10 protein-coding genes are annotated in these 12403 nt (G+C 60.4%); 9 read left to right on the top strand and 1 reads right to left on the bottom strand.

The window, feature by feature from the left end; all coding sequences use genetic code 11:
• Positions 1-56: 56 nt before the first annotated feature.
• Positions 57-947 (bottom strand): LysR family transcriptional regulator, encoded by an 891-nt coding sequence (locus JIO00_RS19295; RefSeq protein WP_010456044.1) that lies wholly within the window; start codon positions 945-947, stop codon positions 57-59.
• Between the two features lie 142 nt (positions 948-1089).
• Between JIO00_RS19295 and leuC the strand changes: the two genes are divergently transcribed.
• The 9 genes from leuC to JIO00_RS19250 all read left to right on the top strand — a co-directional run bounded on the left by leuC (position 1090) and on the right by JIO00_RS19250 (position 12325).
• A complete protein-coding gene (gene leuC / locus JIO00_RS19290; protein WP_010456043.1) occupies positions 1090-2508 on the top strand; it encodes a 3-isopropylmalate dehydratase large subunit in 1419 nt (472 codons plus the stop codon).
• Between the two features lie 11 nt (positions 2509-2519).
• Positions 2520-3164, top strand: coding sequence for a 3-isopropylmalate dehydratase small subunit (gene leuD, locus JIO00_RS19285; RefSeq protein ID WP_010456042.1), 645 nt, complete (start codon positions 2520-2522; stop codon positions 3162-3164).
• A 139-nt stretch (positions 3165-3303) separates the two neighbouring features.
• Complete coding sequence (locus tag JIO00_RS19280) at positions 3304-4071, top strand: class I SAM-dependent methyltransferase (RefSeq protein WP_077750382.1); 768 nt, start codon at positions 3304-3306, stop codon at positions 4069-4071.
• A 51-nt stretch (positions 4072-4122) separates the two neighbouring features.
• Entirely contained in the window at positions 4123-5205 is a 1083-nt protein-coding gene (gene leuB / locus JIO00_RS19275) for a 3-isopropylmalate dehydrogenase (protein ID WP_154501291.1), read from the top strand.
• Positions 5206-5274: 69 nt separating this feature from the next.
• Positions 5275-6387 (top strand): aspartate-semialdehyde dehydrogenase, encoded by a 1113-nt coding sequence (asd, locus tag JIO00_RS19270; RefSeq protein WP_054052925.1) that lies wholly within the window; start codon positions 5275-5277, stop codon positions 6385-6387.
• Between the two features lie 269 nt (positions 6388-6656).
• Positions 6657-7667, top strand: coding sequence for an aspartate-semialdehyde dehydrogenase (locus tag JIO00_RS19265; protein WP_200666649.1), 1011 nt, complete (start codon positions 6657-6659; stop codon positions 7665-7667).
• Positions 7668-7875: 208 nt separating this feature from the next.
• Entirely contained in the window at positions 7876-10503 is a 2628-nt protein-coding gene (locus tag JIO00_RS19260) for a FimV family protein (RefSeq protein WP_200666647.1), read from the top strand.
• A 310-nt stretch (positions 10504-10813) separates the two neighbouring features.
• Positions 10814-11638, top strand: a complete 825-nt coding sequence (gene truA / locus JIO00_RS19255; RefSeq protein ID WP_010456035.1) for a tRNA pseudouridine(38-40) synthase TruA — start codon at positions 10814-10816, stop codon at positions 11636-11638.
• Between the two features lie 63 nt (positions 11639-11701).
• Positions 11702-12325 (top strand): phosphoribosylanthranilate isomerase, encoded by a 624-nt coding sequence (locus JIO00_RS19250; protein WP_010456034.1) that lies wholly within the window; start codon positions 11702-11704, stop codon positions 12323-12325.
• The last annotated feature ends 78 nt before the right edge of the window (positions 12326-12403 follow it).

The following is a 12403-nucleotide window of genomic DNA, read 5'->3' as shown; positions in this document are numbered from 1 at the left end:
TGGGCTGAATTGGGCGTTAGGCGCAGGGGTTCGCGGCTCTATGGCAGTAGCACACGTTAGCCTTGAATCCCTGGCAGATCGATTTGTGCATCCAGCAAGGCCATGAAGGCCCGTGCCGCATTCGACAGCGTCCGTTCGGTGTGCAGGATATAGCCTAGCTGGCGAGTCAGTTGTATGCCCGGCAAAGGTATTCGCGCAACTTGATCGTCGAGCATCGTTCGCGGCAAAACGCTCCAGGCCAGGCCGATCGAGACCATCATCTTGATGGTTTCCAGATAGTTGGTGCTCATGGCGATGTTCGGCGTCAGTCCCTGAGCCTCGAACAGGCGCTGGACAATGTGATGAGTGAACGTGTTGCCGCCGGGAAACACCGCCGGATGCAGGGCAATGTCCGCCAGGCTGACTGGGCCGTTGCTGATCAGCGAATGCTCCGGGGCGACCACGAAATCCAGGGGGTCGTCCCACACAGGCGTGGCTTTGACCAAGGTATGAGGTTCCGGGGCGAGGGTGATCACCGCCAGTTCCGCGCGGCCATGGAGGATTTCCTCGTAGGCCACTTCCGAATCGAGAAACTGAATATCCAGCGCCACTTGTGGGTAGCGTCGGGTGAACTCCCTTAATAAGGGCGGTAAGCGGTGCAAGCCAATGTGGTGACTGGTGGCCAGCGTCAGGCGCCCGGTCACTTCGCCGGTCAGGTTGGTCAGGGCGCGGCGGGTGTCATCCAGCACATTGAGAATCTGATAGGCCCGCGGCAACAGGGCGCGACCGGCCTCGGTCAGGCCGACTTCACGACCCAGTCGATCGAAAAGCCGCACCTTCAATTGCTGCTCCAGCCCGGCGATGCGCTTGCTGATCGCCGGTTGCGTCAGGTGCAGCCGTTCTCCCGCGCCGGAGAAGCTTCCGGTCTCGGCAATGGCGATGAAAGCATTGAGATTAGCCAGGTCCATTGCGGTATTCCAGTTGGTTATCCAAAGCATGAAAAATATGAATTTGAGTTATTTAATGTAACCCCCTAGGATCGACCTCACAAGCCAAAGGGTTATACAAACGGCCCGGGGCATAGAAACAAGCTGATGAGGAAACCGTCTGATGGCCGGCAAAACGCTCTACGACAAGCTCTGGGATTCGCATTTGGTCAAGCAGCGCGACGATGGCTCTGCCTTGATCTACATCGATCGTCACATCATTCACGAAGTGACCTCGCCGCAAGCCTTTGAAGGCCTGCGTCTGGCCGGGCGCAAGCCTTGGCGCATCGATGCCAACATCGCGACCCCGGACCACAACGTACCGACCACCCCGGAACGCAAGGGCGGCATCGAAGCCATTGCCGACCAGGTCTCGCGTTTGCAGGTCCAGACCCTCGATGACAACTGTGACGAATACGGCATCGTCGAGTTCAAGATGAACGACGTGCGCCAAGGCATCGTCCACGTCATCGGCCCGGAACAGGGCGCAACCTTGCCGGGCATGACCGTTGTCTGCGGCGACTCCCACACCTCGACCCACGGCGCGTTTGGCGCGTTGGCTCACGGTATCGGCACGTCCGAGGTCGAGCACGTGCTCGCCACCCAGTGTCTGGTCGCCAAGAAAATGAAGAATATGCGGGTGTCGGTCGAAGGGAAATTGCCGTTCGGCGTGACCGCCAAGGACATCGTTCTCGCGGTCATTGGCAAGATCGGCACTGCCGGCGGTAACGGCCATGCCATCGAGTTCGCCGGTAGTGCGATTCGTGATCTGTCGGTCGAAGGCCGCATGACCATTTGCAACATGTCCATCGAGGCTGGCGCTCGCGTAGGACTGGTCGCCGCTGACGAAAAAACCGTCGCCTACGTGAAGGGCCGTCCATTCGCTCCGAAAGGCGCGGAATGGGACTTGGCCGTCGAAGCGTGGAAAGACCTGGTGACTGATGAAGACGCCACGTTCGACACCGTCGTCGAGCTCGACGCCACCCAGATCAAGCCACAAGTCAGCTGGGGCACTTCGCCTGAGATGGTGTTGGCTGTGGATCAGAACGTGCCGGACCCTGCGAAGGAAATGGACCTGGTCAAGCGCGGCTCCATCGAACGCGCCTTGAAATACATGGGTTTGACTGCCAATCAGGCAATTACCGACATTCAGCTGGACCGCGTGTTCATCGGTTCCTGCACCAACTCGCGCATCGAAGATTTGCGTGCTGCCGCCGTGATCGCCAAAGGTCGCAAAGTCGCTTCGACCATCAAACAGGCCATCGTGGTGCCGGGCTCGGGTCTGGTGAAGGCCCAGGCTGAATCGGAAGGCCTGGACAAGATTTTCCTCGACGCCGGTTTCGAATGGCGTGAGCCGGGTTGCTCGATGTGCCTGGCGATGAACCCGGACCGTTTGGAGTCGGGCGAGCATTGCGCCTCGACCTCCAACCGCAATTTCGAAGGCCGTCAGGGCGCCGGTGGCCGTACCCACCTCGTGAGCCCGGCCATGGCCGCCGCCGCCGCGGTGAACGGTCGTTTCGTCGACGTCCGTGAATTGATCTAAAGGAGCGCAGCATGAAAGCTTTTACCCAGCACACTGGTCTTGTCGCGCCTCTGGATCGTGCCAACGTCGACACCGACCAGATCATCCCGAAGCAATTCTTGAAGTCGATCAAGCGCACGGGTTTCGGCCCAAACCTGTTCGATGAGTGGCGCTACCTGGATGTCGGGCAGCCTTATCAGGACAATTCCAAGCGCCCGTTGAACAAGGACTTCGTCCTCAACGCCGAGCGTTATCAAGGCGCCAGCGTGTTGCTGGCCCGCGAAAACTTCGGTTGCGGTTCCAGTCGTGAACATGCGCCGTGGGCGCTGGAGGAATACGGTTTCCGCAGCATCATCGCGCCGAGCTACGCCGACATTTTCTTCAACAACAGCTTCAAGAACGGCTTGCTGCCGATCATCTTGAGCGACGCTGAAGTGGATGAGCTGTTCCAGCAGGTGGAAGTGACCCCGGGTTATCAGTTGCAGGTCGATTTGCAGGCCCAGACCGTTACCCGTCCGGATGGCAAGGTGTTGAGCTTTGAAATTGACGCCTTCCGTAAGCATTGCCTGCTCAACGGTCTGGACGATATCGGTCTGACGTTGATGGACCATGAAGCGATTGCGACGTTTGAAGCCAAGCACCGGGCGAGCCAGCCTTGGTTGTTTCGCGACGCGTAAGTTTGCGTAAGGCGTGATGACGCCTTCGCGGGCAAGCCTCGCTCCTACGGCTGAGATACGTCTCCCTGTAGGAGCGAGGCTCGCCCGCGAAGAGGCCCGCCCAGACAACACAAGGCTAAACCCCAAAAGGAAGTCCCCCATGACCCGCACCGCCCAGCACAACCAGGTAGTCCAAAAGCAATTCGGTGAACAGGCCTCGGCCTATCTGAGCAGCGCCGTACACGCTCAAGGCACCGAATTCGCGCTGCTACAGGCCGAACTGGCCGGGCAGGGCGATGCTCGGGTGCTGGACCTGGGGTGTGGCGCTGGTCACGTCAGTTTTCACGTGGCGTCGCTGGTCAAGGAAGTGGTGGCCTACGATTTGTCCCAGCAGATGCTCGACGTGGTTACCGTCGCCGCTGTGGACCGTGGTTTGAGCAATGTGACTACGGTCAACGGTGCCGCCGAGCGCCTGCCGTTTGCCGATGGTGAGTTCGACTTCGTCTTCAGTCGTTACTCGGCGCACCATTGGAGCGACCTCGGCCTGGCCCTGCGCGAAGTCCGGCGGGTACTGAAGCCGGGTGGGGTGGCGGCGTTCATCGACGTGTTGTCACCGGGCAGTCCGTTGTTTGACACTTATCTGCAAAGCGTCGAAGTGCTGCGCGACACCAGCCATGTGCGCGATTATTCCGCCGGCGAGTGGTTACGTCAGGTCAGCGAAGCGGGGTTGCATACCCGTAGCACTACGCGTCAACGGTTGCGGCTGGAGTACAACTCCTGGGTCGAACGCATGCGCACGCCAGAAGTGATGCGCGCGGCGATCCGCGAGTTGCAGCAGTCGATGGGCAATGAAGTGCGCGAATATTTTGAGATTGAGGCCGATGGTTCGTTCAGTACCGATGTGCTGGTGCTGATGGCCGAACGATAGAATTTTTCCGGGTGTGCTCAAGGGCGCACCGACTGATGACATGAGGAAAGCATGAGCAAGCAGATTCTGATTCTCCCAGGTGATGGTATTGGCCCGGAAATCATGGCCGAAGCGGTCAAGGTGCTGGAGCTGGCCAACGACAAGTACAGCCTGGGCTTCGAGCTGAGCCACGACCTGATCGGCGGCGCCGCCATCGACAAGCACGGCGTGCCATTGGCCGACGAAACCCTCGACCGTGCGCGCGCAGCCGACGCTGTGCTGCTGGGCGCCGTGGGCGGCCCGAAATGGGACACCATCGAGCGTGACATCCGCCCTGAGCGCGGCCTGCTGAAGATTCGTGCGCAACTGGGCCTGTTTGGCAACCTGCGCCCGGCGATCCTCTACCCGCAACTGGCCGAGGCATCGAGCCTGAAGCCTGAAATCGTTTCGGGCCTGGACATCCTGATCGTCCGTGAACTGACCGGCGGCATCTATTTCGGTGCGCCACGCGGTACCCGCACCCTGGAAAACGGCGAGCGTCAGGCTTACGACACGCTGCCGTACAGCGAAAGCGAAATCCGCCGCATCGCCCGTGTCGGTTTCGACATGGCCATGGTGCGCGGCAAAAAGCTGTGCTCGGTGGACAAGGCCAACGTGCTGGCTTCGAGCCAACTGTGGCGCGAAATCGTCGAGCAAGTGGGCAAGGATTACCCGGAAGTCGAACTGAGCCACATGTACGTCGACAACGCCGCCATGCAGCTGGTGCGTGCGCCGAAGCAATTCGACGTGATCGTTACCGAAAACATGTTCGGCGACATTCTGTCTGACCAGGCATCGATGCTCACCGGTTCCATCGGCATGCTGCCGTCGGCATCCCTGGATACCAACAACAAGGGCATGTACGAGCCTTGCCACGGTTCGGCGCCAGACATCGCTGGCAAAGGCATTGCCAACCCGTTGGCGACCATTCTGTCGGTGTCGATGATGCTGCGTTACAGCTTCAACCTGCAGGACGCGGCCGATGCCATCGAGAAAGCCGTCAGTCTGGTATTGGATCAGGGGCTGCGCACGGGCGACATCTGGTCGGCCGGTTGCACTAAAGTCGGTACGCAGGAAATGGGCGACGCAGTAGTCGCCGCGCTGCGGAATCTGTAATCTCTCGGGCCCGCTGCCACTTTCACTCTTGAAAGCAGCGGCCCACTTTTTAAAGAAGGTGTAGTTGCGATGAAACGTGTAGGTCTGATCGGTTGGCGCGGTATGGTCGGTTCCGTGCTCATGCAGCGGATGCTGGAAGAGCAGGATTTCGATCTTATTGAGCCGGTGTTTTTCACCACTTCCAATGTCGGTGGCCAAGGCCCGTCCGTGGGCAAGGACATTGCTCCGCTCAAGGACGCTTACAGCATTGAAGAGCTGAAAACCCTCGACGTGATTCTGACCTGCCAGGGTGGCGACTACACCAGCGAAGTATTCCCGAAGCTGCGCGAAGCCGGCTGGCAGGGTTACTGGATCGACGCCGCTTCCAGCCTGCGCATGCAGGATGACGCGGTGATCGTGCTGGATCCGGTGAACCGCAAGGTCATCGACCAGCAGCTCGACGCGGGCACCAAGAACTACATCGGCGGCAACTGCACCGTCAGCCTGATGCTGATGGGCCTTGGCGGCCTGTTCGAAGCCGGTCTGGTCGAGTGGATGAGCGCCATGACTTATCAGGCGGCCTCCGGTGCCGGCGCGCAGAACATGCGTGAACTGATCAAGCAAATGGGCGCGACCCACGCCGCTGTCGCCGATCAACTGGCCGACCCGGCCAGCGCCATCCTCGACATCGACCGCCGTGTGGCCGAAGCCATGCGCAGCGACGCGTACCCGACCGAAAACTTCGGCGTTCCGCTGGCCGGCAGCCTGATCCCGTGGATCGACAAGGAGCTGCCGAACGGTCAGAGCCGCGAAGAATGGAAGGCCCAGGCCGAGACCAACAAGATCCTCGGTCGCTTCAAGAGCCCGATCCCGGTGGATGGCATCTGCGTGCGCATCGGCGCCATGCGCTGCCACAGCCAGGCGCTGACCATCAAGCTGAACAAAGACGTGCCGATCGCCGACATCGAAGGGCTGATCAGCCAGCACAACCCTTGGGTCAAACTGGTGCCGAACAATCGCGAAGCCAGCATTCAGGAACTGAGCCCGACGAAAGTCACCGGCACCCTGAACGTACCGGTTGGCCGTCTGCGCAAGCTGAACATGGGCACGCAGTACGTCGGCGCGTTTACCGTCGGCGACCAACTGCTGTGGGGCGCGGCCGAACCGCTGCGTCGCATGCTGCGGATCCTGCTTGAGCGTTGATCGATTGAAGTAATCAAAGAACCCGCGCCTTGAAAGAGGTGCGGGTTTTTTTTGGGAAGGTATGTCGTCAGGAAGGGCCTCTTCGCGGGCAAGCCTCGCTCCTACAGGTATCGCGGTTGTTTCAAGATTTCGCGACCGACACACAACCCGTAGAAGCGAGGCTTGCCCGCGAAGAAGCCGGCGCATACACCACAAAACCCCAGCCGAATTGCCTGCGCGCCACCCACCCGGTAAAGTGCCGCTCCCCCCGTTTCGCCAGAGGTAGAACCATGAGCCAGTCCTTTGATATTGCCGTGATCGGCGCCACCGGTACTGTCGGCGAAACGCTCGTGCAGATTCTCGAAGAACGCGACTTCCCGGTCGGCAACCTCCATTTGCTGGCCAGTAGCGAATCCGCCGGGCATTCGGTGCCGTTTCGCGGCAAGAACGTGCGGGTGCGTGAAGTCGACGAATTCGATTTCAGCAAGGTTCAGCTGGTGTTTTTCGCTGCCGGTCCGGCAGTGACCCTGAGTTTTGCCTCGCGCGCGACCGCTGCCGGTTGTTCGCTGATCGACCTGTCCGGCGCTTTGCCGGCCAATCAGGCGCCGCAAGTGGTGCCGGAAGCCAACGCCGACGTCTTGGCCGGTTTGAAAAAGCCGTTTCAGGTCTGCAGCCCAAGCCCGTCGGCCACCACGCTGGCCGTGGTTTTGGCGCCGCTGCTCGGTTTGCTCGACCTGCAGCGCATCAACCTGACCGCCTGCCTGGCCGTTTCCGCCCAGGGGCGCGAAGCCGTGACCGAGCTGGCCCGGCAGACCGCCGAGCTTCTCAATGTGCGTCCGCTGGAGCCGACTTTCTTTGATCGGCAGATGGCTTTCAACCTGTTGGCTCAGGTCGGCAAGCCTGATGAGCAGGGTCATACGCTGCTGGAAAAACGCCTGGTGCGTGAGCTGCGTCAGGTCATGGCGCTGCCTTTATTAAAGATTTCTGTCACTTGCATTCAAGCCCCGGTGTTTTTTGGCGATAGCTTTAGCGTGACCTTGCAGTCAGCGAGCGCTGTGGACCTGGCGAAAGTCAACGCGGCGCTGGAAGACGCACCGGGTATCGAACTGGTGGAAGCCGGCGATTACCCGACGGCAGTAGGCGATGCAGTAGGGCAGGACGTGGTCTACGTTGGTCGGGTTCGCGCCGGAATCGACGACCCGTCGGAACTTAATTTGTGGCTGACGTCAGATAACGTGCGTAAAGGCGCTGCGCTCAATGCTGTGCAGGTGGCTGAATTGTTGATAAAAGACCTGCTGTAAAAGATACTTGGCAACAATTTTTCGAATGAGTCCAGTCGAGCGCTATGCTTGGCCGGATTGCTGATGGCGAGCCACTCTTCGGGGCTTTCCGGGGCATTTATGAAATGATCGCGCGTGACGACCCTTCGTCGCCGCGCGCAATGCCTTACGGCAGCGGCTATCAACACCTTCTCGCTGGCCGAGGAATGTTCAAACAAAGGATGAGGCTATGGTTCAAGTTCGCAAACTGGTGTTAGCAATAGCGGCCGCCTCGGCGCTGTCCTCCGGTATGGCGCATGCCCTCGGGCTCGGGGAATTGACCCTGAAGTCGACGCTGAACCAACCTCTGGTGGCGGAAATCGAGCTGCTCGACGTCAAGGACCTCACCGCCGCAGAAGTGGTGCCGAGCCTGGCGTCACCCGAAGATTTCGCCAAGGCCGGTGTCGATCGCCAGGCGTTTCTCAACGACCTGACCTTCACGCCCGTGCTCAATGCCAGCGGCAAAAGTATCCTGCGTGTAACGTCCAGCAAACCACTGTCCGAACCCATGGTGAAATTCCTGGTTCAGGTGATGTGGCCCAACGGTCGTTTGCTGCGCGATTACAGCGTGCTGCTCGATCCTTCCAAATTCTCCCCGCAGACCGCTGAAGCGGCTGCGCAGCCTGCGCCGACCGAAACGGTCACTGCGCCGGTGACCGGTGCCACCCAGCCGTCCCAATACACCACCACGCCGCGCGATACCCTGTGGGAAATCGCCGCGAAAGCGCGTAATGGCGGTTCGGTCCAGCAAACCATGCTGGCCATCCAGGCGCTGAACCCGGATGCCTTCATCGACGGCAACATCAACCGGCTGAAAACCGGTCAGGTGCTGCGCTTGCCGGATCAGGCGCAGAGCACCAGCCTGCCGCAACCCAAGGCAATCGCTGAGGTCGCTGCCCAGAACACCGCATGGCGCCAGGGTCGTCGTTATGTGGCGAAGCCCGGTGCCGGGCAGCAGCAACTCGATGCCACCAAGCGTGGCCGCGCTGACGCAGCTCCATCGCAAACGGCGAAAGACAACCTGAGCCTGGTTTCTGCCGAAACCGGCAAGGGCAAAGGCGCTGCAGGTGATGCCAAAGCCTTGAACAACAAACTGGCGGTGACCCAGGAAAGCCTCGACACGACCCGTCGTGACAACGCTGAACTGAAAAGCCGCATGACCGATCTGCAAAGTCAGCTGGATAAGCTGCAGCGCCTGATCGAGCTGAAGAACAATCAACTGGCCAAGTTGCAGGCTGAAGGCGCAGCGGGAGCGTCGGCTTCGACTCCAGCGACGACCCCTCCGGCAATGTCTGCTGAACTGGCCGCGAACCCTGCGGCAGCACCGACTGAAGTGGTTCCTGCTCCGGAAACGTCTGCGCCTGAGACTGCTCCTGCACCCGTGCCTGCCGAGCCGCCAATCGAGCCGACACCGGTAGCTTCCGACGAGCAGAAATTCAACGAACTGCTGACCAATCCGGTCCTGCTGGGTCTGGTAGGCGGTGGGGCAGTGGTTCTGCTGCTTCTGCTGCTGTTGCTGGCGCGTCGCCGCAAGGCGCAGCAAGAAGCCGAGAAACACCTGCGCATGGCGCGTGCCCTGGAAGAAGAGAAGGAATTCTCTGCCGAGCAGGACCTGCCAGAAAGCAGCTTCGAAGGTTTGGAAGTTCCGCCGCCGAGCGTGAAACTCGCTACCGCGCCGATTCCAACGCCACCACCTGCGCCAGCGCCTGCTCCAGCTCCAGCTCCAGCCCCGGATGTAATGACGACGCCGATCGCCGCGCCGCTGGTGTCGCCAGCGGCCGAGCGCAATGACGACGTACTGACCAAGGCTCAGTCGCACATTGCCGCCGGTCGTCTGAACCAGGCCGCTGCGTTGCTCGAAGACGGCATCAAGCAAGAGCCACAGCGCAGCGACTTGCGTCTGAAACTGATGGAAGTCTACGGTCAGCAGGGCGATCGCGATGCATTTGTTGCCCAGGAGCGTCAGTTGGTCGCCAACGGTGACAACTTCGCCCAGGTCGAGCAGCTTAAAAGCCGCTTCCCGGCAATGGCTATCGCGGCTGCCGGTGGTCTTGCTGCCGCCGCCCTCGCTGCCGAGCTGGACGCGCAGTACGTCAAGGACCTGTTGCTGGACGAGCCGCAAGCACCGGCCGATGACCTGGACAGTGCCTTCGACCTGAGCCTGGATGACCTGGAAGCCGCGTCACCCGCAGTGGTCACGCCAGAGCCGGAAGCTGCGGCTGACCTTGACGAGTTTCCGCTGGACGATGACCTGAGCTTTGAATCGGTATTGAAGGAACAGACCGAAATCAAGGAAAACCTCGACGACCTGTCGGACTTCGATCTGGACATGGATCTGGGCGGTGATACATCGCAGGATCTCCTCGCTGAAGATGACTTCCTGCTGGATCTGGACGAAGGCGTGAAGGACCTGCCTGCGGAGCCTGTAAAACCTGAAGTGCCTCAGGACGATCTGGAGCTGCCGGCCGATTTCGACCTGTCGCTGGCTGATGAAATGGATGCCGCCCCGGCCGAGCCTGAGGTCAAGGACGCCTTTGCCGCTGAACTGGATGACGTCAACGCCGAGCTGGATCGTTTGTCCCAGAGCATGAGTGAGCCGACCTTTACTGCAGAAGACGCTATGGCTTCTGCGGCGGACGAGCCGGACTTCGACTTCCTCTCCGGCACCGATGAAGTCGCCACCAAACTCGATCTGGCCCAGGCCTACATCGACATGGGTGACAACGACGGCGCTCGGGACATCCTCAATGAGGTTGTGGTCGAGGGGAATGCTGGCCAGAAGAGCGAGGCCAAGGAGATGCTTTCGCATCTGGCTTGAGTGATCGGTAGGCAATAAACAGAACGGCAGCCCATTGAGGCTGCCGTTTTTGTTTCAGTGGTGGTCCGACGGCGTCTGTCAGGCCGGCATCGCGAGCAGGTTCGCTCCCACAAGGTTTTGTGGCGGTCACATAACCTGAGAACACCCCCGAAACACTGTGGGGGCGGGCTTGCCCGCGAAAGGGCTGCAACATTCAATATCGTACTTTCTGTTGTGCTGGTATCCCCGCCGGACAGCTTTATAATGCCCGCCTTTGCGCACATCAGCAGGCTGTGACTCCTTGGCAAATATAGATAACCCGGCTGCCGAAATGGCGGCCGACGGCTTTTTCCGGATCGCGTTGGGCGTTGAATACAAAGGCTCGCGTTATCGCGGCTGGCAGCGCCAGGCCTCCGGTGTGCTCACTGTGCAGGAAACCCTCGAAAAGGCCTTATCCAAAGTCGCCGACTCACCGGTGTCGCTGCTCTGCGCCGGGCGCACTGATGCGGGCGTGCATGCGTGCGGCCAAGTGGTGCATTTCGATACGCAGGTCGAGCGTTCGATGAAGGCCTGGGTCATGGGCGCCAACATCAACTTGCCCCACGACGTCAGTGTCAGCTGGGCCAAGGTCATGCCGGCGCATTTTCATGCGCGCTTCAAGGCCATCGCCCGCCGTTATCGGTATGTGATCTACAACGATCAGATCCGCCCGGCGCATCTCAACGAAGAAATCACCTGGAACCACCGTCCGCTCGATGTGGAGCGCATGGCCGAGGCCGCCCAGTACCTGGTCGGTACCCATGATTTCAGCGCATTCCGCGCCGGTCAGTGCCAGGCCAAATCGCCGATCAAGGAACTGCATCACCTGCGTGTCACGCGCCACGGCAAGATGATCGTCCTGGATATCCGCGCCAGCGCCTTCCTGCACCACATGGTGCGCAACATCGCCGGTGTCTTGATGACCATCGGTGCGGGCGAGCGTCCGGTGGAGTGGATGAAGGAAGTGCTGGAGAGTCGGATCCGTCGTTCTGGCGGGGTGACGGCGCATCCGTTTGGCCTGTATCTGGTGCAGGTCGAGTATCGCGACGAGTTCCAATTGCCTGAGCGTTACATCGGCCCACACTTCCTCACCGGCTTCTCTGAACTTGACGGCTGACGCCCTCGAACGCATTTGTTACCATCCGGGACTTTCTCGGATTTGCCCTGAGGTTTTATCGACATGTCAGCCGTTCGCAGCAAGATTTGTGGGATTACCCGCATAGAAGATGCGTTGGCGGCGGTCGAGGCCGGGGCGGATGCCATCGGGTTTGTGTTTTACGCCAAGAGTCCGCGGGCCGTCACGTTCCAGCAGGCGCGCGACATTATCAAGTTGCTGCCGCCGTTCGTGACCACCGTGGGGTTGTTCGTCAACAGCAGCCGCTGCGAGTTGGGCGAGCTGCTCGACGCCGTACCGCTGGACCTGTTGCAGTTCCATGGCGACGAAACCGCAGCCGAATGTGAAGGCTGGCACCGCCCGTACATCAAGGCGTTGCGGGTCAAGGCCGGCGACGACATCGCGGCGGCCTGCGATGCGTTTCCAAGTGCCAGCGGTATCCTGCTTGATGCCTATGTCGAAGGTGTTCCCGGTGGAACCGGTGAGGCGTTCGACTGGTCTCTGATACCGCAGGGCTTGAGCAAGCCGATCATCCTCGCTGGTGGCCTGACGCCGGATAACGTGGCTGAGGCAATCGCCCGGGTCCGGCCTTATGCGGTGGACGTCAGCGGCGGGGTAGAAGCGAGCAAGGGCATCAAGGATCACGCAAAGATTCAGGCATTCATCAAGGCGGTACGTAGTAGCACGTAGTTGATGTGACGGCTGGCAGACTGCCGCCGTCCCAAAATGCACTGCGCTGCACAAAGCAGGCACGGCTGAGGATTTTTG

The sequence above is a fragment of the Pseudomonas sp. SW-3 genome (genome assembly GCF_016615645.1).
GTDB classification, from domain to species: domain Bacteria; phylum Pseudomonadota; class Gammaproteobacteria; order Pseudomonadales; family Pseudomonadaceae; genus Aquipseudomonas; species Aquipseudomonas mandelii.
The sequence above is the reverse complement of the archived record's forward strand: the minus strand, read 5'-3'. Positions and strand labels throughout refer to the sequence as shown.

Bases quoted from the DNA above. Each gene is read 5' to 3' on its own strand.
- truA (WP_010456035.1), top strand. From the start codon at position 10,814: ATGGCGGCCGACGGCTTTTTCCGGATCGCGTTGGGCGTTGAATACAAA.
- JIO00_RS19295 (WP_010456044.1), bottom strand. From the start codon at position 947: ATGGACCTGGCTAATCTCAATGCTTTCATCGCCATTGCCGAGACCGGA.
- asd (WP_054052925.1), top strand. From the start codon at position 5,275: ATGAAACGTGTAGGTCTGATCGGTTGGCGCGGTATGGTCGGTTCCGTG.
- leuD (WP_010456042.1), top strand. From the start codon at position 2,520: ATGAAAGCTTTTACCCAGCACACTGGTCTTGTCGCGCCTCTGGATCGT.
- JIO00_RS19250 (WP_010456034.1), top strand. From the start codon at position 11,702: ATGTCAGCCGTTCGCAGCAAGATTTGTGGGATTACCCGCATAGAAGAT.
- leuC (WP_010456043.1), top strand. From the start codon at position 1,090: ATGGCCGGCAAAACGCTCTACGACAAGCTCTGGGATTCGCATTTGGTC.
- JIO00_RS19265 (WP_200666649.1), top strand. From the start codon at position 6,657: ATGAGCCAGTCCTTTGATATTGCCGTGATCGGCGCCACCGGTACTGTC.
- JIO00_RS19260 (WP_200666647.1), top strand. From the start codon at position 7,876: ATGGTTCAAGTTCGCAAACTGGTGTTAGCAATAGCGGCCGCCTCGGCG.
- leuB (WP_154501291.1), top strand. From the start codon at position 4,123: ATGAGCAAGCAGATTCTGATTCTCCCAGGTGATGGTATTGGCCCGGAA.
- JIO00_RS19280 (WP_077750382.1), top strand. From the start codon at position 3,304: ATGACCCGCACCGCCCAGCACAACCAGGTAGTCCAAAAGCAATTCGGT.